The 21,378-nt window shown below is 63.1% G+C and carries 22 protein-coding genes; 14 read left to right on the top strand and 8 right to left on the bottom strand.

Annotation, left to right across the window (positions count from 1 at the left end):
• Window positions 1-5 precede the first annotated feature (5 nt).
• Window positions 6-242 (bottom strand): 50S ribosomal protein L28, encoded by a 237-nt coding sequence (gene rpmB / locus E2H86_RS05260; protein ID WP_003258972.1) that lies wholly within the window; start codon window positions 240-242, stop codon window positions 6-8.
• 385 nt (window positions 243-627) lie between these two features.
• Between rpmB and E2H86_RS05265 the strand changes: the two genes are divergently transcribed.
• Window positions 628-2,217 carry an ABC transporter substrate-binding protein gene (locus E2H86_RS05265; protein WP_133325443.1) on the top strand — a complete coding sequence of 530 codons (1,590 nt, stop codon included), beginning with the start codon at window positions 628-630 and terminating at the stop codon, window positions 2,215-2,217.
• A 115-nt stretch (window positions 2,218-2,332) separates the two neighbouring features.
• On the opposite strand, the gene radC is transcribed toward E2H86_RS05265, so the two are convergent.
• Window positions 2,333-3,013 (bottom strand): RadC family protein, encoded by a 681-nt coding sequence (gene radC / locus E2H86_RS05270; protein ID WP_133325445.1) that lies wholly within the window; start codon window positions 3,011-3,013, stop codon window positions 2,333-2,335.
• A 128-nt stretch (window positions 3,014-3,141) separates the two neighbouring features.
• Between radC and coaBC the strand changes: the two genes are divergently transcribed.
• The 7 genes from coaBC to E2H86_RS05305 all read left to right on the top strand — a co-directional run bounded on the left by coaBC (window position 3,142) and on the right by E2H86_RS05305 (window position 9,132).
• Window positions 3,142-4,353 (top strand): bifunctional phosphopantothenoylcysteine decarboxylase/phosphopantothenate--cysteine ligase CoaBC, encoded by a 1,212-nt coding sequence (gene coaBC / locus E2H86_RS05275; RefSeq protein WP_133325447.1) that lies wholly within the window; start codon window positions 3,142-3,144, stop codon window positions 4,351-4,353.
• 4 nt (window positions 4,354-4,357) lie between these two features.
• Window positions 4,358-4,813 carry a dUTP diphosphatase gene (gene dut, locus E2H86_RS05280; RefSeq protein WP_133325449.1) on the top strand — a complete coding sequence of 152 codons (456 nt, stop codon included), beginning with the start codon at window positions 4,358-4,360 and terminating at the stop codon, window positions 4,811-4,813.
• A 114-nt stretch (window positions 4,814-4,927) separates the two neighbouring features.
• Complete coding sequence (locus E2H86_RS05285) at window positions 4,928-6,325, top strand: phosphomannomutase/phosphoglucomutase (RefSeq protein WP_133325451.1); 1,398 nt, start codon at window positions 4,928-4,930, stop codon at window positions 6,323-6,325.
• A gap of 31 nt (window positions 6,326-6,356) precedes the next feature.
• Window positions 6,357-7,262, top strand: coding sequence for an acetylglutamate kinase (gene argB, locus E2H86_RS05290; protein WP_133325453.1), 906 nt, complete (start codon window positions 6,357-6,359; stop codon window positions 7,260-7,262).
• A 139-nt stretch (window positions 7,263-7,401) separates the two neighbouring features.
• Window positions 7,402-8,082, top strand: a complete 681-nt coding sequence (locus E2H86_RS05295; RefSeq protein ID WP_133325455.1) for a CsgG/HfaB family protein — start codon at window positions 7,402-7,404, stop codon at window positions 8,080-8,082.
• Window positions 8,083-8,107: 25 nt separating this feature from the next.
• Entirely contained in the window at window positions 8,108-8,476 is a 369-nt protein-coding gene (locus E2H86_RS05300) for a DUF4810 domain-containing protein (RefSeq protein ID WP_133325457.1), read from the top strand.
• A complete protein-coding gene (locus tag E2H86_RS05305; RefSeq protein ID WP_133325459.1) occupies window positions 8,473-9,132 on the top strand; it encodes a DUF799 domain-containing protein in 660 nt (219 codons plus the stop codon). Before E2H86_RS05300 ends, E2H86_RS05305 begins: the two co-directional genes overlap by 4 nt.
• A 142-nt stretch (window positions 9,133-9,274) precedes the next feature.
• On the opposite strand, the gene pyrE is transcribed toward E2H86_RS05305, so the two are convergent.
• The gene (gene pyrE, locus E2H86_RS05310) at window positions 9,275-9,916 is read right to left on the bottom strand and encodes an orotate phosphoribosyltransferase (protein ID WP_133325461.1); all 642 of its coding nucleotides are present in this window, start codon (window positions 9,914-9,916) and stop codon (window positions 9,275-9,277) included.
• A gap of 80 nt (window positions 9,917-9,996) precedes the next feature.
• On the opposite strand from pyrE, the gene E2H86_RS05315 reads away from it, so the two are divergent.
• Entirely contained in the window at window positions 9,997-10,776 is a 780-nt protein-coding gene (locus tag E2H86_RS05315) for an exodeoxyribonuclease III (RefSeq protein WP_008091582.1), read from the top strand.
• 130 nt (window positions 10,777-10,906) lie between these two features.
• Here the strand turns inward: E2H86_RS05315 and E2H86_RS05320 are convergent, their stop codons facing one another.
• On the bottom strand, window positions 10,907-11,275 hold the full coding sequence (locus tag E2H86_RS05320; RefSeq protein WP_133325463.1) for a DUF4870 domain-containing protein: 369 nt from the start codon (window positions 11,273-11,275) through the stop codon (window positions 10,907-10,909).
• Window positions 11,276-11,297: 22 nt separating this feature from the next.
• A complete protein-coding gene (gene rph / locus E2H86_RS05325) occupies window positions 11,298-12,020 on the bottom strand; it encodes a ribonuclease PH (RefSeq protein ID WP_133325465.1) in 723 nt (240 codons plus the stop codon).
• A gap of 229 nt (window positions 12,021-12,249) precedes the next feature.
• On the opposite strand from rph, the gene E2H86_RS05330 reads away from it, so the two are divergent.
• Both E2H86_RS05330 and gmk read left to right on the top strand, forming a co-directional pair.
• Entirely contained in the window at window positions 12,250-13,113 is an 864-nt protein-coding gene (locus E2H86_RS05330) for a YicC/YloC family endoribonuclease (RefSeq protein ID WP_133325896.1), read from the top strand.
• Between the two features lie 13 nt (window positions 13,114-13,126).
• Window positions 13,127-13,747, top strand: a complete 621-nt coding sequence (gmk, locus tag E2H86_RS05335; RefSeq protein ID WP_133325467.1) for a guanylate kinase — start codon at window positions 13,127-13,129, stop codon at window positions 13,745-13,747.
• A gap of 135 nt (window positions 13,748-13,882) precedes the next feature.
• On the opposite strand, the gene E2H86_RS05340 is transcribed toward gmk, so the two are convergent.
• The 3 genes from E2H86_RS05340 to E2H86_RS05350 are packed head-to-tail and all read right to left on the bottom strand — an operon-like array spanning window position 13,883 to window position 17,642.
• The gene (locus E2H86_RS05340) at window positions 13,883-15,421 is read right to left on the bottom strand and encodes an APC family permease (RefSeq protein ID WP_133325469.1); all 1,539 of its coding nucleotides are present in this window, start codon (window positions 15,419-15,421) and stop codon (window positions 13,883-13,885) included.
• Window positions 15,422-15,481: 60 nt separating this feature from the next.
• Complete coding sequence (locus tag E2H86_RS05345) at window positions 15,482-16,255, bottom strand: gamma-glutamyl-gamma-aminobutyrate hydrolase family protein (protein ID WP_133325471.1); 774 nt, start codon at window positions 16,253-16,255, stop codon at window positions 15,482-15,484.
• A gap of 4 nt (window positions 16,256-16,259) precedes the next feature.
• Complete coding sequence (locus E2H86_RS05350; protein WP_133325473.1) at window positions 16,260-17,642, bottom strand: glutamine synthetase family protein; 1,383 nt, start codon at window positions 17,640-17,642, stop codon at window positions 16,260-16,262.
• Between the two features lie 207 nt (window positions 17,643-17,849).
• Here E2H86_RS05350 and E2H86_RS05355 point away from each other — a divergent pair, with 207 nt between their 5' ends.
• From E2H86_RS05355 to spoT, 3 genes are all read left to right on the top strand, one after another.
• Window positions 17,850-18,722: a LysR family transcriptional regulator gene (locus tag E2H86_RS05355; RefSeq protein ID WP_133325476.1), complete on the top strand. Its 873-nt coding sequence runs from the start codon at window positions 17,850-17,852 to the stop codon at window positions 18,720-18,722.
• Window positions 18,723-18,942: 220 nt separating this feature from the next.
• Entirely contained in the window at window positions 18,943-19,206 is a 264-nt protein-coding gene (gene rpoZ / locus E2H86_RS05360) for a DNA-directed RNA polymerase subunit omega (protein ID WP_016394025.1), read from the top strand.
• Between the two features lie 59 nt (window positions 19,207-19,265).
• Window positions 19,266-21,374, top strand: a complete 2,109-nt coding sequence (gene spoT, locus E2H86_RS05365) for a bifunctional GTP diphosphokinase/guanosine-3',5'-bis pyrophosphate 3'-pyrophosphohydrolase (RefSeq protein WP_133325478.1) — start codon at window positions 19,266-19,268, stop codon at window positions 21,372-21,374.
• Window positions 21,375-21,378: the final 4 nt, after the last annotated feature.

Raw genomic sequence — 21,378 nt, forward strand, 5'->3', positions numbered from 1 at the left:
TCTCCTTAGAACTTTTCGCCGCGAGCACGCAGCTCGGCCAGCACTACGTCGATACCACGCTTGTCAATGACGCGCATGCCTTTGGCAGAAACGCGCAGACGCACGAAACGCTTCTCGGACTCAACCCAGAAACGGTGGTGCTGCAGGTTCGGCAGGAAACGACGACGGGTTTTGTTGTTTGCGTGGGAAATGTTGTTCCCGGTTACTGGACCCTTACCAGTAACTTGACAGACTCTCGACATGACTCAGCCCTCTAAAACCACATGCCCAACCCGGCATGGGTTGGCCGCTTAATCTCTCAGTCTTTGGCGCCAGGCGCCGTGATTCTGGAGGTCTTACCGACCGGATCCGCTGATGCGACAGGCCGAGCCCCTAGAAAAGAGCGCTGCTTTATACCAGAAAGACTACGCCACAACAACATGTCGTGATATTGCCCGTTGCCATTTCCGGCATCCCGGCCCGCAGGTCGAACGCGCCGCCCAGCATAGCGGCAGGCCTCCCCAAGAGTCGACCACTCGTCGCCAGTTTCGTAAAAAAGGATGTGGTCATTTGCCTTATCCCACACTAGGGTAGGACGTTTACCGACTGCACCGGTCAGATAGGTCACTGACCCACCAAGGAGCTCCGATGCGCGCCGCCGCCCTTTCCTTATTGTTCACCTCGTTGCTCGCCGCAGGCATCGCCCAGGCCGCCCCCCTGAAAGTGTGCAGCGAAGCCAGCCCCGAGGGCTTCGACGTGGTCCAGTACAACTCGCTGACCACCACCAACGCCTCGGCGGACGTCTTGATGAACCGCCTGGTCGAGTTCGATGCCGCCCAAGGCAAGGTGGTGCCGAGCCTGGCACAGAGCTGGAGCGTCTCCGCCGACGGCCTGACCTATGATTTCAAGCTACGCGACGGGGTGAAATTCCACACCACCGGCTATTTCAAGCCGACCCGTGAACTGAACGCCGACGACGTGCTGTTCAGCTTCCAGCGCATGCTCTACCCGGCCCACGCCTGGCACAAGACCGCACCCGGTGGCTATCCCCATGCCCAGTCGCTGCAACTCGGCAGCCTGATCAAGGCGATCGAAGCGCCGGACCCGCAGACCGTGCGATTCACCCTGAACCATGCCGACGCCACCTTCCTCGCCACCCTGAGCATGGGCTTCGCCTCGATCTACTCGGCCGAGTACGCCGACAAGTTGCTCAAGGCCGGCACTCCGGAAAAGCTCAACAGCCAGCCAGTGGGCACCGGGCCGTTCGTCTTCCAGCGCTTCCAGAAGGACGCGGTAGTGCGCTACCGCGCCAACCCGGACTATTTCGCCGGCAAGCCGGCGGTCGACCCCCTGATCTTCGCCATCACCACCGACGCCAATGTACGCCTGCAGAAGCTCAAGCGCGGCGAATGCGACCTGGCCCTTTCGCCCAAGCCGCTGGACATCGCGGAGGCCGCCAAGGACAGCGACCTGAAGGTCGCCCAGACCCCGGCCTTCATGACGGCCTTCGTCGCCATCAACAGCGAACATCCACCCTTGGACAAGCCCGAGGTACGCCAGGCGATCAACCTCGCCTTCGACAAGGACGCCTACCTCAAGGCCGTGTTTCAGGGCAAGGCCATTGCAGCCAACGGCCCCTATCCGCCCAACACCTGGAGTTACGCCAAGGACCTGCCTGGTTACCCGCTGAATCTGACCAAGGCCAAGGCCTTGCTGGCCAAGGCCGGTCTGCCCGATGGCTTCAGTACCACGATCTGGACCCGCCCATCGGGTAGCCTGCTCAACCCCAACCCTAGCCTGGGCGCGCAGATGCTTCAGGCGGACCTGGACAAGATCGGTATCAAGGCTGAAATCCGTGTGATCGAATGGGGCGAGCTGATCCGCCGCGCCAAGGCCGGCGAGCATGACCTGCTGTTCATGGGCTGGGCCGGTGACAACGGCGACCCGGACAACTTCCTCAGCCCGCAGTTTTCCTGCGCAGCGGTGAAGTCGGGGACCAACTTCGCACGGTTCTGCGACAGTCGCCTGGATCAGTTGATCAGCGCCGGGCGTACGACCAATGACCAGAGCGTGCGCAGCCGGCTGTACCAGCAAGCCCAGACGCTGATCCAGCAGCAGGCGCTGTGGGTGCCGCTGGCGCACCCGACTGCCGCGACGTTGCTGCGCAAGGGGGTCGAGGGGTATCAGGTGAGTCCGTTCGGGCGGTTGGATTTGAGCAAGGTTTCGACAACCCGCTGAAACCTGCACCGGCCTCTTCGCGGGCAAGCCCGCTCCCCCAGGTACCGCACCCGCCTTGCTGTCCCTGTGGGAGCGGGCTTGCCCGCGAAGAGGCCGGCTCAGATCGCGTAAGATCCTAGGCCACCACCCACCCTTGCTCGACCATCGACAACGGCTCCCCATCCCCAATGATGATGTGATCGAGCACCCGCACATCGATCAACCCCAACCCCCGTTTCAACGACAGTGTCAGTTGCACGTCATCCTGGCTCGGCTCGCTATTGCCCGAGGGATGGTTGTGACACAGGATCAGTGCCGCCGCGTTATGCAGCAGCGCACGCCGCACCACCTCCCGTGGATAGACGCTGGCCCGGTCTATGGTGCCTCTGAACAGGATTTCGAACGTCAGCGGCCTGTGCTTGGTGTCGAGAAACAGGCAGCCGAATACCTCGCTGGCCTCGTGTCGCAACATCGCCTTCAGATACCGCCGCACGGCCTCGGGACTGTCCATGACCGACTCGCGCTCGATGGTGGTCGCAAGGTGCCTGCGCCCGATCTCAAGCAATGCCTGCAATTGGCCGTACCTCACCGGCCCCAGGCCAAGCTCGCCGAGAAAGGCTTGCCGATCGGCCTCGAGCAGCTGGCGCAGGCCACCGAACTTCACCAGCAGCCCTCGCGCCAGCTCCACCACATTGCGACCGCGCACTCCTGAGCCAAGAAACACCGCCAACAACTCCGCGTCCGAAAGACTCGCCACCCCACGCTGCAACAACTTCTCCCTCGGCCGCTCTTCAACCGGCCATTCTCTGATATTCATCCCCTGCTCCCTGGTCCTGCTGCGGCACGTTTGGGCCCTGTGTTAATCTATTTCGCCTCGTACATGCGACGTTCTGCCGCAGGCAGTTCTTTCGTCGCCGCCCGCTCTCACTGGAAAAAGGCAAGCCTATGCAGCGGCTGTATCGCAAGCGCATCGTTCTCGGCGTAGGGGGTGGCATTGCCGCCTACAAGAGCGCCGAGCTGATCCGCCGACTCCTGGAGCACGGCGCGCAGGTGCGCGTCGTCATGACCCGCGGTGGTGCCGAGTTCATCACCCCGCTGACCCTGCAGGCGTTGTCCGGTCACCCGGTGCACATGGACCTGCTCGACCCTGCCGCCGAGGCGGCCATGGGTCACATCGAACTGGCCAAGTGGGCCGACCTGGTGCTCATCGCCCCCGCCACCGCCGACCTTATGGCGCGCCTTGCCCAAGGCATGGCCGATGACCTGCTGACCACCCTGGTGCTGGCGACCGACGCCACCGTGGCCATAGCCCCGGCGATGAACCAGGCGATGTGGCGCGACCCGGCCACCCAGGCCAACCTCGATCTGCTGAAAAGCCGTGGTATTGAGGTGTTCGGCCCGGCGTCCGGCAGCCAAGCCTGTGGCGACGTCGGCCTGGGGCGTATGCTCGAAGCCACCGACCTGGCCTGGTGCGCTGCGGAAAGCTTCAAGCGCCAGGCACTCACCGGCAAGCACGTGCTGATCACTGCCGGGCCGACCCAGGAAAACATCGACCCGGTGCGCTACATCACCAATCATAGCTCCGGAAAGATGGGCTTCGCCCTGGCCGAGGCGGCCGCCGAGGCCGGTGCTCGGGTGACCCTGGTCACCGGCCCGGTGCACCTGCCGACACCCGATCGGGTCAACCGTATCGACGTGGTCAGCGCGCGGGACATGCTCGCGGCCTGCGAAGCCGCCATGCCGTGCGACCTGTTCATCGCTTCGGCGGCGGTCGCGGACTACCGACCCGAGGTAGTCGCCCCGCAAAAGCTCAAGAAAGACCCTACGACCGGTGACGGTATGTTGCTGCAGATGGTGCGCAATCCCGATATCCTTGCCACCATTGCCGGCCGTGCCGATCGCCCGTTCAGCGTCGGCTTCGCCGCCGAGACCGAACACTTGCTCGATTACGCTACGCGCAAGCTCAAGGACAAGAACCTCGACCTGATCGTCGCCAACGATGTGGCCAACCCCAGCATCGGCTTCAACAGCGAGGAAAACGCCCTGACCGTGATCGACCGCGAGCAACACCAGACCCTCTTTGCGCAGACCAGCAAGGGCAAGATCGCCCGCCAGCTGGTTGCCTTCATCGCCGAACGGCTCAACCAGGTTCAATAGTTACATGCACGCTCTTCAAGCCAAGATCCTCGACCCGCGCCTGGGTACCGAATTCCCCCTGCCGCAGTACGCCACGCCAGGCTCGGCAGGCCTAGACCTGCGCGCCCTGCTCAAGGAAGACACCGTTCTCGAGCCAGGCCAGACCCTGCTGATCCCCACCGGCCTGTCGATCTACATCGGCGACCCGGGCCTGGCCGCCATGATCCTGCCGCGCTCGGGACTGGGCCACAAGCACGGCATCGTGCTCGGCAACCTGGTCGGCCTGATCGACTCGGACTACCAGGGCGAACTGATGGTGTCGTGCTGGAACCGTGGGACCACGCCGTTCACCATCGCCGTCGGCGAGCGCATCGCCCAGCTGGTGCTGGTACCGGTGGTACAAGCGCACTTCGACATCGTCGAGCAGTTCGACGAGAGCCAACGCGGCACCGGCGGCTTCGGTCACTCCGGCAGCCACTGAGCCGATCGAGCGACCGTTCGGGTCATGGATGGCGAACTCTCTGGCGAAACCATCGTCCAAGCGTGCAGTTTGCGCCTGCCCAGACAGCCCTTGACTAATGGAGCTCCCCAAGAGATGAACGACATGGCCCAGCTGGTACCCGCACTGCCTGACAGCATTTTCCGCGCATATGACATCCGCGGCGTGGTCGGCAAGACGCTGCATGGCGAAACCGCCTACTGGATCGGCCGCGCCATCGGCGCGCAAAGCCTGGCCCAGGGTGAGCCTCAGGTGTCTGTAGGCCGAGACGGCCGCCTGTCCGGCCCGATGCTGGTCGAACAACTGATCAAGGGCCTGGCCGATGCCGGTTGCCAGGTCAGCGATGTCGGCCTGGTACCGACTCCCGCGCTGTACTACGCAGCCAACGTGCTGGCCGGCAAGTCCGGGGTGATGCTCACCGGTAGTCACAACCCGTCGGACTACAACGGCTTCAAGATCGTCATCGCCGGCGACACCCTGGCCAACGAGCAGATCCAGGCACTGCTGACCCGGCTCAAGACCAACGACGTGCCGCGTGGCGAAGGCCGCGTGGAAAAGGTCGAGATCCTCGACCGCTACTTCCAGCAGATCGTCGGTGACGTCAAGCTGGCCAGGAAGCTCAAGGTCGTGGTCGACTGCGGCAACGGCGCCGCTGGCGTCATCGCCCCGCAGCTGATCGAGGCTCTGGGTTGCGAAGTCATCCCGCTGTTCTGCGAGGTGGACGGCAACTTCCCCAACCACCACCCGGACCCGGGCAAGCCGGAAAACCTCGAAGACCTGATCGCCAAGGTCAAGGAAACCAGCGCCGATATCGGCCTGGCCTTCGATGGCGACGGTGACCGCGTCGGCGTCGTGACCAACACCGGCAGCATCGTCTACCCCGATCGCCTGCTGATGCTGTTCGCCCAGGACGTGCTGGCTCGCAACCCAGGCGCGGAAATCATCTTCGACGTCAAATGCACCCGTCGCCTCACGCCGCTGATCGAGCAGCATGGCGGCCGCGCGCTGATGTGGAAGACAGGTCACTCGCTGATCAAGAAGAAGATGAAGCAGACCGGCTCGCTGCTGGCCGGCGAGATGAGCGGCCATATCTTCATCAAGGAACGCTGGTACGGTTTCGACGACGGCATCTACAGCGCCGCACGCCTGCTGGAGATCCTCAGCAAGGCCAGCCAGGACGCCGAAAGCCTGTTCGCCGCGTTCCCGAACGACATTTCCACGCCGGAAATCAACATTGATGTGACCGACGAGGGTAAATTCAGCATCATTGATGCACTGCAACGCGACGCCGACTGGGGCGATGCCAACCTGACCACCATCGACGGTGTGCGGGTCGACTATGCCCATGGCTGGGGTCTGGTACGCGCCTCCAACACCACGCCGGTGCTGGTGCTGCGCTTCGAGGCCGACAGCGACGCCGAATTGCAACGTATCCAGGATGTTTTCCGCGCACAGCTGCTGCGGGTCGCCCCTGATCTGCAACTGCCGTTCTGACCGACTATCTGTTCCTTACAGGAGCCCCTGCATGACCCTCGATCGCGATGCCGCCTCCCATGTAGCCGAGGTATTGTCCGAAGCACTGCCTTACATTCGCCGCTTTGTCGGCAAGACCTTGGTGATCAAGTATGGCGGCAACGCGATGGAGAGCGAGGAGCTCAAGACCGGCTTCGCCCGCGACATCGTGCTGATGAAGGCCGTGGGCATCAACCCGGTGGTGGTGCATGGCGGCGGCCCACAGATCGGTGACCTGCTCAACCGTCTGTCGATCGAGAGCCACTTCATCGATGGCATGCGCGTCACCGACGCCGCGACCATGGACGTGGTGGAGATGGTCCTCGGCGGCCAGGTCAACAAGGACATCGTCAACCTGATCAATCGCCACGGCGGCAGCGCCATCGGCCTGACCGGCAAGGACGCCGAGCTGATCCGTGCGCGCAAGCTCACCGTCAGCCGTCAGACCCCGGAGATGACCCAACCGGAAATCATCGATATCGGTCACGTCGGCGAGGTCGTCAGCGTCAACACCGACCTGATCAACATGCTGGTCAAGGGCGACTTCATCCCGGTGATCGCGCCGATTGGCGTGGGTGCCGACGGCGAGTCGTACAACATCAACGCCGACCTGGTAGCGGGCAAGGTGGCCGAGGCACTGAAGGCCGAAAAACTGATGCTGCTGACCAACATCGCCGGCCTGATGGACAAGCAGGGCCAGGTCCTGACCGGCCTGACCACCGAGCAGGTCAACGAGTTGATCGCCGACGGCACCATCTACGGCGGCATGCTGCCGAAGATCAAGTGCGCACTGGAAGCCGTCCAGGGCGGCGTGAACAGCTCGCACATCATCGACGGTCGCGTCCCCAACGCGGTGCTGCTGGAGATCTTCACCGACAGCGGCGTGGGCACTCTGATCACCAACCGCAAGCCGCGCTGACCCCTCGAGCTGACACCATTCCCAATCGCCGGCAAGACGACTCCTACAAACCGGAGTTGGCTTGTCGGCGTTTTTTTTGCTCCAAACATGGCAAAATGCCTGCCCGCAACACCCAGATCTACCTAATTGGAGATATCGCGTGAAATACGCTTCACAAGGACTCGTGCTGGCAGCTGCCGTTGCGTTCGGGTCGATCGCCGGCTGTGCTACCGAAACCTCCACTGCCGTCGCGGTGCAACAGGTCGAAAGCGTCAACCGCCCTTACAGCGGCGTGCGTGCCCCCATCGCCGTGGGCAAGTTCGACAACCGTTCCAGCTACATGCGTGGGATCTTCTCCGATGGCGTCGACCGCCTCGGCGGCCAGGCCAAGACCATCCTGATCACCCACCTGCAGCAGACCAACCGCTTCAACGTGCTCGACCGCGACAACATGAGCGAGATCCAGCAGGAAGCCGCCATCAAAGGTCAGGCTCAACGCCTCAAAGGCGCCGACTTCGTGGTCACCGGCGATGTCACCGAATTCGGTCGCAAGGAAGTCGGCGACCATCAGCTGTTCGGTATCCTCGGCCGCGGCAAGACCCAGATCGCCTATGCCAAGGTGGCACTGAACATCGTCAACATCAGCACCTCCGAGGTCGTCTATTCGAGTCAGGGTGCTGGCGAGTATGCCCTCTCCAACCGCGAGATCATCGGCTTCGGCGGTACCGCCAGCTATGACTCGACCCTCAATGGCAAGGTCCTCGACCTGGCCATGCGCGAGGCGGTGAACAAGCTGGTCGGCGCCGTGGAAAGCGGCCAATGGAAACCGCAACTGCACTAAGTCACCTGTTCAAGGAAGACATCCCATGAGCATTACCCTCCCGGCCAAGCGCGCCTGCGCCGGCCTCCTGCTGGGCAGCCTGCTGCTGGCCGGCTGCAACGCGCCCAAACCCCTGTACCAGTGGGAAAGCTATCAGCCCCAGGTCTATGGCTACCTCAAGGGCGAGTCGAAAGAGGAACAGGTCACAGCGCTGGAGCGCGATCTGGAGAAGATCAAGGCCAAGAATGGCGCCGTACCGCCGGGCTACCACGCACAACTGGGCCTGCTGTATTCCAGCTTGGGCAAGGATGACCAGATGATGCAGCAGTTTCGCACCGAAAAAGCCCTGTTCCCGGAATCGGCGGCGTACATGGACTTTCTGATGAGCAACGCCAGCAAAGGGGCCAAGCAATGATCAAACGCCTCACCCAATTGCTGGTCGGCGCCTGCGTGCTGGCTCTGTTCGCGGGCTGCGCCGAGCGCAAGACCATCGATTATTCGGCCTACAAGCAGGCCCGCCCCAAATCGATCCTGATCCTGCCACCGCTCAACGAGTCGCCGGACGTCAAGGCGACCTACAGCATGCTGTCGCAGGTCACCTACCCACTGGCCGAAGCGGGCTATTACGTGATGCCCGTGGCGCTGGTGGATGAAACCTTCCGCCAGAACGGCATGACCACCCCGGCTGACATCCACCAGCTGCCAACGGCCAAGCTGCGCGAGATCTTCGGTGCCGACGCCGGGCTGTACGTGACGGTATCGGACTATGGCACGCGCTACATGGTGCTGAGCAGCGCCACGATCGTTACTGCCAACGCCAAGCTGATCGACCTCAAGACCGGCACCACCCTGTGGACCGGCAGTGCCACGGCCTCCAGCCAGGAGAACCAGCAGAACCAGGGCGGCATCATCGGCATGCTGATCACTGCGGCGGTGAACCAGATCATCAGCAGCGTGCAGGATGACGCGGGCTACCCGATCGCGGGCGTGACCAGCGCCCGACTGCTGACGCCCCATGCCAACGGCGGGCTGCTGTATGGCCCACGATCGCCGAAGTACGGCACCGACTGAGCAAGACCTCTTCCACAGAGACATCGCCGCACTCAAGGGCAGGGATGACCCTGTGGGAGCGGGCTTGCCCGCGAAGAGGCCAGGACAGACGATACGAAAAAGGCGACCTGCAGAGGTCGCCTTTTTCATTACCGGGCCAGGATCAGATCCCGTACTGCGCCCGATAGGCCTCAACGGCCGGCAGGTGCTGCTTGAGCTGCGGATCGTCGGCGAGGAACTCCAACACCTGGGTCAGCGAGACGATGCTGACCACCGGAATGCCGAAGTCGCGCTCCACTTCCTGGATCGCCGACAGCTCGCCGTTACCGCGTTCCTCGCGGTTCAGCGCGATCAGCACGCCAGCGGCCTTGGCCTGCTGGGCATCGATGATCTGCATGACCTCACGGATGGCGGTGCCAGCGGTGATCACGTCGTCGATGATCAACACGTCACCGGCCAGCGGAGCGCCGACCAGGCTGCCGCCTTCGCCGTGATCCTTGGCTTCCTTGCGGTTGAAGCACCATGGCACGTCGAGCTGATGCTGCTCGGCCAGCGCCACCGCTGTCGCCGCCGCCAGGGGAATGCCCTTGTAGGCGGGGCCGAACAGCACGTCGAACGGGATCTTGCTGTCGACGATGGCTGCCGCGTAGCAACGCCCCAGCTGGGCCAGGGCGGAACCGGTGTTGAACAGGCCGGCATTGAAGAAATACGGGCTGGTACGCCCCGATTTCAGGGTGAATTCACCGAAACGCAGGACCCCGCGATCGATGGCAAAACGGATAAAGTCGCGCTGATACGGCTGCATGGAAAGTCCCGGACACCACGGATTTAGCTAAATGGGTTGAGCTCGGGTATCATACACGCACGAGATTTATGGGGCCATTTATGCGGATCATCAGTGTGAACGTAAATGGCATTCAGGCTGCGGCCGAGCGTGGTTTGCTCAGCTGGTTGCAAGCCCAGAATGCCGACGTCATCTGTCTTCAGGACACCCGCGCCTCGGCCTTTGAACTCGACGACCCAGCTTTCCAGCTCGATGGCTATTTCCTTTATGCCTGCGACGCGGAGGTTCCCGCCCAAGGTGGCGTGGCCCTCTATTCGCGCATGCAGCCCAAGGCAGTCATCACCGGCCTGGGTTTCGAGACAGCCGATCGCTACGGGCGTTATCTGCAAGCAGATTTCGACAAAGTCAGTATTGCCAGCCTGCTGCTGCCTTCGGGCATGAACGGCGACGAAGACTTGAATCAGAAATTCAAGTTGATGGACGACTTCGCCAAGTACCTGGACAAACAGCGTCGCAAGCGTCGCGAATACATCTACTGCGGCTCGTTCTACGTGGCGCAGCAGAAACTCGACATCAAGAACTGGCGTGACAGCCAGCAGTCCCCGGGCTTCCTGCCTCCAGAGCGTGCCTGGATGGATGCGATCACCGGCGACATGGGCTACGTGGATGCCTTGCGCGAAGTCAGCCGCGAGGGCGACCAGTACAGCTGGTGGCCGGACAACGAGCAGGCCGAGATGCTCAACCTTGGCTATCGCTTCGACTACCAGATCCTCACCCCGGGCCTGCGTCGCTTCGTGCGCAACGCCCGTCTGCCGCGTCAGCCGCGCTTCTCGCAGCATGCGCCGCTGATTGTCGACTATGACTGGACGTTGACCATCTAAAGCATTGGGGCGCTGCGCAGCCCATTCGCGGGACAAGCCCGCTCCCACAAGATTTGTGCACCTTTCCAGCCATGCATACATCTTGTGGGAGCGGGCTTGTCCCGCGAATGGGCACCCAGCGGCCCCAATGCTATTTGATGGGCCGCCAGATCAGCGGATACCGATATGGCTTGCCTTCATTGACGCGCACCGCTGCGATGATGATCAGGACCAGCACCGCCACCATCAGCATGGCGAATAGCACCAGCCCGATGAACACGAACATCAGCAGAAAGCAGACGAACCCGGCGAGGGTCACGCTGATCTGAAAGTTCAGCGCCTCCTTGCCCTGGACATCGATGAAGGGATCTTGCTCACGCTTGAGGTGCCACAGCACCAGCGGGCCCAGCAGGTGCCCTAGGGGCACTACCAGGCCGAGCAGCGCGGCAAGGTGACAGAACATCGCCCATTGCCGCACGTCGGCGTTGGGCGGGGTGATCGACAGGTTCGAATCGCTCATGCCCCGCACCTCCTTGATTGGGTCAGTCGGCGAGTGCCGCCTGTTGCAGCTCGAAGATTTCGTTCATGCCTTTTTGCGCCAAGGCCAGCATGGCGTTGAAGTCTTCCGGCTGGAAAGGCGCACCTTCGGCAGTGCCCTGCACTTCGATGAAACCGCCAGCGCTGGTCATGACCACGTTGAGGTCGGTCTCTGCCGCGGAGTCTTCCAGGTAGTCGAGGTCGAGCACCGCCTCGGCCTGGTACATGCCCACCGACACAGCGGCGATCATGTGCTTGAGCGGGTTGCCGCCCTTCAGGCCGCCGCGCTTCTTGATCACCGCCAGGGCATCGCACAGGGCGACCATGGCGCCGGTGATCGAGGCAGTGCGGGTGCCGCCATCGGCCTGGATCACGTCGCAGTCGACGTACAGGGTGATGTCGCCGAGCTTGCTCATGTCCAACGCGGCGCGCAACGAACGGCCGATCAGACGTTGGATTTCGAGGGTGCGCCCCCCTTGCTTGCCACGGCTGGCTTCACGCTGGTTACGCTCGCCAGTGGAGCGCGGCAGCATGCCGTATTCGGCGGTCAACCAGCCTTGGCCCTGACCCTTGAGGAAGCGCGGGACGCCGTTTTCCACACTGACCGTGCAGATGACCTTGGTGTCACCGAACTCGACCAGTACCGACCCTTCGGCGTGCTTGGTGTAGTTGCGGGTGATGCGGATCGAGCGGAGCTGATCGGCGGCGCGACCACTTGGACGTTTCATCTGGGATACCTGTACCGGGATTTCGAATCTGCCGAGCATTATAAAGCCCGTGGCTTCATGAAGACATGCCTATCGTCGTAGCCGGCCACGCCTGTCGACTTTTCCCTACACCTTCGGACGTATCTGTAACATGGGCGGATTGGGCGTGACGCAGCCACTGCGCTACAATCCTGCGCCTCGCAGCCTTGAGGCTGCCCCCGTTCACATCATCCAACGCGAGGTACTCCCCATGGTGCACAGCATGACCGCTTTTGCTCGAGTCGAGCGCGCCGGCAGCCAAGGCACCCTGGTCTGGGAGCTGCGTTCGGTCAACCATCGCTACCTTGAGCCGCACCTGCGCCTGCACGATGCCCTGCGCGACCTCGAAGGGCCGGTGCGCGAAGGGCTGCGCCAGGGCCTGTCGCGCGGCAAGGTGGAATGCACCCTGCGCCTGCACGAGGACAGCAACGGCAAGCCGCTCAAGGTCGACCGCGAGCGCGCCGCGCAATTGGTGGCCGCTGCCGAGGAAGTCGCTGGCCTGATCAAGCAGCCGGCGCCGCTGAACCCGCTGGAGGTGCTGTCCTGGCCCGGCGTGCTGGTGGCCGACGCCAGCGACCCGCAGGCCCTCAATGCCGAAGCCATGGCGCTGTTCGACGAGGCTCTGGCCGAGCTCAAGGCTGGCCGTCTGCGCGAAGGTCAGGAGCTGGCTCGACTGATCAACGAACGCCTCGACGCGATGGCCACCGAGGTCACCACCCTGCGCGCCCTGGTGCCGCAGATGCTCGCCGCCCATCGGCAGAAGATCCTCGACCGCTTCGGCGACATGCAGGCCGAGCTCGACCCGCAACGCCTGGAGCAGGAGATGGTCCTACTGGCGCAGAAGAGCGATGTGGCCGAGGAGCTCGACCGCCTGAGCACCCATGTCACCGAGGTCCGCCGGGTGCTCAAGTCCGGTGGCGCCGCCGGCCGGCGCCTGGACTTCCTGATGCAGGAACTCAACCGCGAAGCCAACACCCTGGGCTCCAAGGCATTCGACCCGCGCAGCACGCAAGCGGCGGTCAACCTCAAGGTGTTGATCGAACAGATGCGTGAACAAGTACAGAACATCGAGTAAGGCCACCCCTACCATGAACCACAGCAGCGGCACCCTCTACATCGTTTCGGCCCCCTCTGGCGCCGGCAAGACCAGCCTGGTGACGGCACTGACCAAGGCCGACCCGCAGATCCGCGTGTCGGTCTCGCACACCACGCGCGCCATGCGCCCAGGCGAACAGCACGGGGTGAATTACCACTTCGTCGTGCACGAGGAATTCAAGAGCCTGATCCAGCAAGGCGATTTCCTCGAGCATGCCGAGGTCTTCGGCAATTTCTACGGCACCTCGCGCAGCGCGATGCAGCAGACCCTCGACCAGGGCTATGACCTGATCCTGGAAATCGACTGGCAAGGCGCCCAGCAGGTGCGCGAGCTGATGCCCGAGGCACTGTCGGTGTTCATCCTGCCGCCGAGCCAGCAGGCCCTGCGCGAGCGCCTGGACAACCGCGGCCAGGACAGTGACGAGATCATTGCCGGGCGCATGAAGGAAGCGGTCAGCGAGATGGTGCACTACGACGAATATGACTACGTCATCGTCAACGACGACTTCGGCACAGCGCTTGAGGAGTTGAAGGCGGTTTTCGTGGCCAATCGGTTGCTGCTGAAGAAGCAGCAGCAGCGCCATGGGGCGCTGCTCAAGGAACTGCTTTCCTGAGGCATCGTATGAGGCCGTGTTGCGGCCCTTCGCGGGACAAGCCCGCTCCTACAGGTACAGCGCTGAATCCGAAACCGGCGCTGTACCTGTGGGAGCGGGCTTGTCCCGCGAAGGGCGGCAACGCAGCCCCAAGCTTCACTCCTGCAACTGCAAGGTCGCCTGCTGGCGCAAGGTAGCCCCGAGGAAATACGCCGGCGCCCGCATCCGCGAAAGCATCATCAGCACGATCCCCAGCGCCGAGATGATCGCCGCGATCACGAACACCAGCCCCACGCCCGCCACGTGCGAACCGCTGCCGAACTCCGGCGAGGCGCTGTCGATCGCCGTACGCACGAAGATCACCGACAGGATCACCCCACCCAGCAGCGGACACAATCCGCGCATGAAGAAATGGCGCACGCTGTCGAACAGGCTGTGACGGAAATACCAGACGCAGGCGAACGCCGTCAGCGAATAGTAGAAGCAGATCATCATGCCCAATGCGGTGATGGTGTCAGCCAGCACGTTTTCGCTGAGGGTACGCATGGTCACGTAGAACAGGCCTGCTGCCACACCGGCGCAGATCGTCGCGTAGCGTGGCGTCTGCGAGCGCGGGCAAACCTCGGCGAAACGCTGAGGCACGGCGCCGTAGTAACCCATCGCCAGCAGGGTACGGGCCGGCGAGACGAAGGTCGACTGCAGCGAGGCTGCGGTGCTGGCCAGCACCGCGATGGACATCAGGATCGCCAACGGCCCCATGACCGGGCCGGCCAGATGGGCAAAGACGTTTTCCTGGATACGTGGGTTGTTCAAGCCCAGGCCGTCCTCGCTGATACCTGCGAATTGCAAGGTGGCAATAGCGGTCACCAGGTACAGGCCGAGGATCAGCAGCACCGTCCAGGTGGCTGCCTTGCCTGGTACCTCGTCGCTACCGATCGACTCTTCGCTGACCGTCAGGCACACATCCCAACCCCAGAAAATGAAGATCGACAAGGACAGTCCAGCAGCGAAGGCCGAGAACGACTCGACGCCAAATGGGTTGAACCAGGCCAGGTCGAAGGCCAACGGCGGCGGCGCGGTGGTTTCGCTGAAAGCGGCAAAGGAGAAGCCGATCAGCACCAGCAACTGCAAGGCGACCAGACCATATTGCACGGTCATGGTGGTGGCCATGCCGCGGCAACAGATCCACACCGCCATGGCGATGAACACGCAACAGGTGATGATGTTGATCAACAGGTTATCGGCCAGCGCCGCCAGTTCGTGTTGCCCCGTGATCTGGGCAATGAAGAGGTAGAAGAAGTCGACGGCGACGCCCGCCAAATTGGATAGCACGATGGTGGTGGCGACCACCAAACCCCAGCCGCCGATCCAGCCGATCATTGGGCCAAAGGCCCGCGCCGACCACGTGAAGGAGGTGCCGCTGTCAGGCTCCGCCGCGTTCAGCTCGCGGTAGCCGAGGGCGACCAACAGCATGGGCAGGAAGCCGACGATGAATACCGCCGGCAGGTGCGCTCCGACCTCGCGCACGGTGGGGCCAAGGGCGCCGGTCAGGGTATAGACCGGGGCAATCGTGGAAATGCCCAGCACCACGCTGGCCAGCAGGCCGAGACGTCCTTTGGCCAGGCCTTTGCTGCGCGGGACAGTGCCCGAGTCGGCCGCATCGGGTGGGCGGCCGGCTTCTGTGTAATCGCTCATGAGTAAACCGTAACTATTAGAATTGTTTTCACGGACCTCGACGAGGAGACCCGCTTCCACTCATTGATGGCTCGCTGCCCGGTCGACCCGCGCAGCATGGGCAATGCAGGCCTCGCGAAACGCCTGGAACAGGCGCAACGAGACCGGGTTGTCGGCAAAACGCCATTCCGGGTGCCACTGCACGCCGAGCACCAGGCCCGGCGCATCCGGCATCGACACCGCTTCGATCAGGCCATCCGGGGCCCTCGCCTCGACGCGCAGGCCTGGGGCCAAACGGTCGATGCCCTGGCTGTGCAGCGAGTTGACCTCGAACCGCTCAGACAGGCCAAGGCTCTCGAACAGGCCGCCAGCTTCGACGCTGACGGCATGACGAGGGCCATATTGCACCTCCAGGGGTGCATCCTCAGGTTCGCGATGGTCCAAGAAGTCCGGTAGCGCCTGCACGCGTTGGTGCAAACTGCCGCCAAGGGCCACATTGAGTTCCTGGAAACCACGGCAGATACACATCACCGGCACGCCGGCGGCAATGGCGGCACGCAGCAGCGGCAGGGTCAGCAGGTCACGCGCCTGATCGTGCCGGGTGCCTTGCGCGCTAGGGGCGCCATTGTAGTGATGCGGTTCGACATTGGAAGGCGAACCGGTGAAAAGAATGCCATCGAGCCGCGCCAGCAACGCCTGGGTATCGCTGCCGCCATCGCGGGCCGGCAGGATCACCGGCAATCCGGCGAACGCCGCCGCTTCCACATACTTGTCGCCCACCGTGTGCGACGGGTTCTTGCCGACCTGCTGACGGCAGGCGCTGACACCGATCAAGGGGACCGCAATTGCGCTCATGGGCTTACACCGTGTGCAGGTACCAGTTGTACTCGAGGTCGGAGATAGACACTTCGAACTCGGCCAGCTCACTCTCCTTGCAGGCCACGAAGATGTCGATGTAGTCCGGGCTGATGTATTGGTTGAGCACTTCGCTGTCGTCCAATGCACGCAGGGCGTCGCGCAGGTTGTTCGGCAGGCTCTGCTCCAATTGCTCGTAGGAATTGCCTTCGATCGGCGCACCCGGCTCGATCTTGCTGGTAAGACCGTGATGGATACCGGCGAGGATCGAGGCGAGCATCAGGTACGGGTTGGCGTCGGCACCGGCCACGCGGTGCTCGATGCGCACGTTGTCGCTGCTGTCGGTCGGCACACGTACGGCCACGGTGCGGTTGTCCAGGCCCCAGCTCGGCGCATTGGGGACATAGAACTGCGCGCCAAAACGACGGTACGAATTGATGTTCGGGCAGAGGAACGCCATCGACGCCGGCATGGTTTCCAGCACGCCGCCGATAGCGTGGCGCAGTGCATCGCTCTGCAGCGGGTCGGCACTGGCGAAGATGTTCTTGCCGGTTTTCTTGTCGAGCAGCGAGATGTGCACGTGCAGGCCGTTGCCAGCTTGGCCCGGATAGGGTTTGGCCATGAAGGTGGTGTCCATCTCATGGTCGTAGGCGACGTTCTTGATCAGCCGCTTGAGCAGGATCGCGTAGTCGCAGGCCTTCAGCGGGTCGGCCACGTGATGAAGGTTCACTTCGAACTGCGCCGGGGCGCTTTCCTTGACGATGGCGTCGGCTGGCAGGCCTTGCTCCTTGGCCGCTTCGAGCATGTCCTGAAGGCAGTCGGCATATTCGTCGAGATCGTCGATCAGGTAGACCTGGGTCGACTGCGGGCGCTTGCCGGAAATCGGCGAGCGCGGCGGCTGCGGACGCCCGTTGAGGTTGTCCTGGTCGATCAGATAGAACTCCAGCTCGAACGCCGCGCAGATGTCCAGGCCCAGGTCGTCGAACTTGCTCACCACCTGGCGCAGCACTTCGCGCGGATCGGCGAAGAACGGTGCGCCGTCCAGTTCGTGCATGGTCATCAGCAACTGGGCGGTGGGGCGCTTCTGCCAGGGTTCGTCCGACAACGTTCCAGGGATCGGGAAGCAGATGCGATCGGCATCGCCGATGTCCAGGCCCAGGCCAGTGCTTTCCACGGTCGAGCCGTTGATATCCAGGGCGAACAACGACGCCGGCAGGTTGATGCCTTTCTCGAACACCTTGTGCAGACTGGCCCGCTCGATGCGCTTGCCACGTACCACGCCGTTCATGTCGGAGATCAGCAGATCGACATACTGGGTATCCGGATGGGCCTGGAGGAAGTCATTCATCTCGCTGGAAGAACTGGCGCACGGGGTGACCGACGTCATGATGTACATCCTTTGATGTGCTGCGGCGATGTGGGGGGATACGGCTGGCGCCTCACGGGCGACGATGGTTGCAGCTGTTGTTGTTTTCACTTTCCCATCGTGGGGATTGATCGCCCGACCGAGCGCATTGATTCCCGGGGGCCGTTCCACTATAAAATGGCCCTAACGCAACAGACATTGGCAATTCGGCAAGCAGAGCGTGCACCAATGCAATATCAGATCACCCATGCCGACCTCTCCCTGGTCCTGGCCCTGGAGCGCGGTCGGTCACTGGCCAAGGCCGCCGAACTGCTCAAGGTCGACGTCTCGACGGTGTTCCGCTCGATCCGCCGCCTCGAATCGGCGCTCGGCACCGCGCTGTTCGTCAAGAGCCGCAAAGGCTACCTGCCGACCGACACCGCCCAAGCCCTGGCCGAGCAGGCCGAGCGCGCCGAACAGGCGCTGGAAGCCGCGCGCATCGCCATGAGCAGCGGCGAGCAGGTGGTCAGCGGCACGGTGCGCCTGACCTGTACCGAAGCGGTAATGCATAGCCTGCTGCTGCCGGCGCTGGCGGACTTCATGCCCAACTATCCGGCGCTGTCGCTGGAAATGGGTACCTCCAACACCTTCGCCAACCTCAGCCGCCGCGATGCCGACATCGCGCTGCGCCTGACCAACACCCCTCCCGAGCATTTGGTGGGCCGTTGCCTGGGCTCAACGTCCTATGTGATCTGCGGCCAACCCCAGTGGCGCGAGCGCCTGGCCGAAAGCGCCGCCAATGTGCCGTGGATCGCGCCGGACGACTCGATGCAGGACCACCCCACGGTAGTCTGGCGTAACCAACAGTACCCAGGGCTCAGCCCGCGCTACCAGTGCAGCGGCATGTCGACCATCGCCCAACTGGTCAGTACCGGCCTGGGGGTGGCGGCCTTGCCCGACTACATGGTCGACGCCCTGCCCGGGGTGGATGCGCTCAGCGGCCCGTTGCCCGGCTGCGACACCCAGCTGTGGCTACTGACCCGCCCCGATTGCCGGGCGTTGCGTTCGGTGCAGACGCTATTCGAGGAGCTGACCCCACGGTTGCGTGGCGCGATGCTCTGAGGGTGTTGTGTTTCAGGGGCTGCTGGCGTTATCGTCGGAACCAGGCGTTCAGGGTGTCTGCTACGGCCCTTTCGCGGGTGAACCCGCTCCCACAGCAGGGCATCGTGTCTGATCACTCGACAAAACAGCGCTTCCCTATTGGCTGGTGATTTTTTAAACTATCGAGTCCGCCTGCCCATATTGGGTTGCACGCCTACCGCATTTGCTACTGAGGAAGACCATGGCCCGCGTAACTGTTGAAGACTGCCTGGAACACGTGGATAACCGCTTTGAGCTGGTCATGCTCTCGACCAAGCGCGCCCGCCAGCTGGCTACCGGCGGCAAGGAGCCACGCGTAGCGTGGGAAAACGACAAGCCGACCGTCGTCGCCCTGCGCGAGATCGCCGAAGGCATCGTTACCCCTGAGTTCATCGCCGCCGAAGAGATCGTCACCGAGGATCCGGTCTTCGCCGCGTTCGAGGACGAGTCCAACGAGGCAGTCTGATTGATGCCTGGTCGACGTCGCGCGGCACAAGGCCCTCTTCCTCGGCAAGAGGTGAAATCATGCCGGGCATAGAAGCCTTAGCCGAACGGCTGTCGACCTACCTGGGCCCCGAACAGGTCAACCTGGTTCGCCGGGCCTATTTCTACGCCGAACAGGCGCACGATGGGCAACGCCGCCGCAGTGGCGAGCCCTACGTGACCCATCCGCTGGCCGTGGCCAGCATCCTCGCCGACATGCACATGGACCATCAGAGCCTGATGGCCGCCATGCTGCACGACGTGATCGAAGACACCGGCATCGCCAAAGAAGCCCTCTGCCAGCAATTCGGCGAGACCGTGGCCGAACTGGTCGATGGGGTCAGCAAGCTGACCCAGATGAACTTCGAAACCAAGGCCGAGGCCCAGGCCGAGAACTTCCAGAAGATGGCCATGGCCATGGCGCGCGATATCCGCGTGATCCTGGTCAAGCTCGCCGACCGTCTGCACAACATGCGCACCCTGGAAGTGCTGTCCGGCGAGAAACGCCGGCGCATCGCCAAGGAAACCCTCGAGATTTACGCCCCCATCGCCAACCGCCTGGGCATGCACACCGTGCGTGTGGAGTTCGAGGACCTCGGCTTCAAGGCCATGCACCCGATGCGCTCGGCGCTGATCCATCGTGCGGTGAAGAGCGCACGCGGCAACCGCAAGGAAATCGTCGCCAAGATCGAGCAGTCGCTGGCCAACTGCCTGGCCGCCGACGGTATCGAGGGCGAGGTCAGCGGCCGGCAGAAACACCTCTATGGCATCTACAAGAAGATGCGCGGCAAGCGTCGTGCCTTCAACGAGATCATGGACGTGTACGCCTTCCGCATCATCGTCGACAAGGTCGACACCTGCTACCGCGTGCTCGGCGCCGTGCACAACCTGTACAAGCCGCTACCCGGTCGCTTCAAGGACTACATCGCGATTCCCAAGGCCAACGGCTACCAGTCGTTGCACACCACGCTGTTCGGCATGCATGGCGTGCCCATCGAGATCCAGATCCGCACCCGCGAAATGGAAGAGATGGCCAACAACGGCATCGCCGCGCACTGGCTGTACAAGTCCAACGATGACGAACAACCCAAGGGCAACCATGCCCGTGCTCGCCAGTGGGTCAAAGGCATCCTCGAGCTGCAGCAGCGCGCCGGCAACTCGCTGGAATTCATCGAGAGCGTGAAGATCGACCTGTTCCCGGACGAGGTCTACGTATTCACGCCCAAAGGCCGGATCATGGAGCTGCCCAAAGGCTCCACCGCCGTCGACTTCGCCTATGCGGTCCACACCGATGTCGGGAACAGCTGCATCGCCTGCCGCATCAACCGCCGCCTGGCGCCCCTGTCCGAACCGCTGCAAAGCGGTTCCACGGTGGAAATCGTCAGCGCCCCGGGGGCAAGGCCAAACCCGGCGTGGCTCAACTTCGTGGTCACTGGCAAGGCGCGCACGCACATTCGCCATGCCCTCAAGCAGCAGCGCCGTTCCGAATCGATCAGCCTCGGCGAACGCCTGCTGAACAAGGTACTCACCGGCTTCGACAGCAGCCTGGAGAAAATCCCGCAGGAGCGCATCCAGGCCGTACTCGCCGAATACCGCGTCGAGCTGATCGAAGACCTGCTCGAGGACATCGGCCTGGGTAACCGCATGGCCTACGTGGTGGCGCGGCGCCTGCTGTCGGCCGAGGGCGAGCAACTGCCGGCCCCGGAAGGCCCACTGGCCATCCGCGGCACCGAAGGTCTGGTACTGAGCTACGCCAAGTGCTGCACGCCGATCCCGGGCGACCCGATCGTCGGCCATCTGTCGGCAGGCAAAGGCATGGTCGTGCACCTGGAAAACTGCCGCAACATCAGTGAAATCCGCCATAACCCGGAGAAGTGCGTGCAGCTGTCCTGGGCCAAGGACATCACCGGCGAGTTCAACGTCGAACTGCGCGTCGAACTCGAACACCAGCGCGGCCTGATCGCCCTGCTCGCCAGCAGCGTGAACGCCGCCGACGGCAACATCGAGAAGATCAGCATGGACGAACGCGACGGCCGTATCAGCGTGGTCCAGCTGGTGGTCAGCGTGCATGACCGCGTGCACCTGGCTCGTGTGATCAAGAAACTGCGCACGCTGACCGGCGTGGTCCGTATCACCCGGATGCGTGCGTAGTCCG

The sequence above is a fragment of the Pseudomonas putida genome (assembly GCF_004357765.1).
Classification (GTDB): Bacteria; Pseudomonadota; Gammaproteobacteria; order Pseudomonadales; family Pseudomonadaceae; genus Aquipseudomonas; species Aquipseudomonas putida_U.

Bases quoted from the DNA above. Each gene is read 5' to 3' on its own strand.
- rpmB (WP_003258972.1), bottom strand. From the start codon at position 242: ATGTCGAGAGTCTGTCAAGTTACTGGTAAGGGTCCAGTAACCGGGAAC.
- E2H86_RS05265 (WP_133325443.1), top strand. From the start codon at position 628: ATGCGCGCCGCCGCCCTTTCCTTATTGTTCACCTCGTTGCTCGCCGCA.
- radC (WP_133325445.1), bottom strand. From the start codon at position 3,013: ATGAATATCAGAGAATGGCCGGTTGAAGAGCGGCCGAGGGAGAAGTTG.
- coaBC (WP_133325447.1), top strand. From the start codon at position 3,142: ATGCAGCGGCTGTATCGCAAGCGCATCGTTCTCGGCGTAGGGGGTGGC.
- dut (WP_133325449.1), top strand. From the start codon at position 4,358: ATGCACGCTCTTCAAGCCAAGATCCTCGACCCGCGCCTGGGTACCGAA.
- E2H86_RS05285 (WP_133325451.1), top strand. From the start codon at position 4,928: ATGAACGACATGGCCCAGCTGGTACCCGCACTGCCTGACAGCATTTTC.
- argB (WP_133325453.1), top strand. From the start codon at position 6,357: ATGACCCTCGATCGCGATGCCGCCTCCCATGTAGCCGAGGTATTGTCC.
- E2H86_RS05300 (WP_133325457.1), top strand. From the start codon at position 8,108: ATGAGCATTACCCTCCCGGCCAAGCGCGCCTGCGCCGGCCTCCTGCTG.
- E2H86_RS05305 (WP_133325459.1), top strand. From the start codon at position 8,473: ATGATCAAACGCCTCACCCAATTGCTGGTCGGCGCCTGCGTGCTGGCT.
- pyrE (WP_133325461.1), bottom strand. From the start codon at position 9,916: ATGCAGCCGTATCAGCGCGACTTTATCCGTTTTGCCATCGATCGCGGG.
- E2H86_RS05315 (WP_008091582.1), top strand. From the start codon at position 9,997: ATGCGGATCATCAGTGTGAACGTAAATGGCATTCAGGCTGCGGCCGAG.
- E2H86_RS05320 (WP_133325463.1), bottom strand. From the start codon at position 11,275: ATGAGCGATTCGAACCTGTCGATCACCCCGCCCAACGCCGACGTGCGG.
- rph (WP_133325465.1), bottom strand. From the start codon at position 12,020: ATGAAACGTCCAAGTGGTCGCGCCGCCGATCAGCTCCGCTCGATCCGC.
- E2H86_RS05330 (WP_133325896.1), top strand. From the start codon at position 12,250: ATGGTGCACAGCATGACCGCTTTTGCTCGAGTCGAGCGCGCCGGCAGC.
- gmk (WP_133325467.1), top strand. From the start codon at position 13,127: ATGAACCACAGCAGCGGCACCCTCTACATCGTTTCGGCCCCCTCTGGC.
- E2H86_RS05340 (WP_133325469.1), bottom strand. From the start codon at position 15,421: ATGAGCGATTACACAGAAGCCGGCCGCCCACCCGATGCGGCCGACTCG.
- E2H86_RS05345 (WP_133325471.1), bottom strand. From the start codon at position 16,255: ATGAGCGCAATTGCGGTCCCCTTGATCGGTGTCAGCGCCTGCCGTCAG.
- E2H86_RS05350 (WP_133325473.1), bottom strand. From the start codon at position 17,642: ATGACGTCGGTCACCCCGTGCGCCAGTTCTTCCAGCGAGATGAATGAC.
- E2H86_RS05355 (WP_133325476.1), top strand. From the start codon at position 17,850: ATGCAATATCAGATCACCCATGCCGACCTCTCCCTGGTCCTGGCCCTG.
- rpoZ (WP_016394025.1), top strand. From the start codon at position 18,943: ATGGCCCGCGTAACTGTTGAAGACTGCCTGGAACACGTGGATAACCGC.
- spoT (WP_133325478.1), top strand. From the start codon at position 19,266: ATGCCGGGCATAGAAGCCTTAGCCGAACGGCTGTCGACCTACCTGGGC.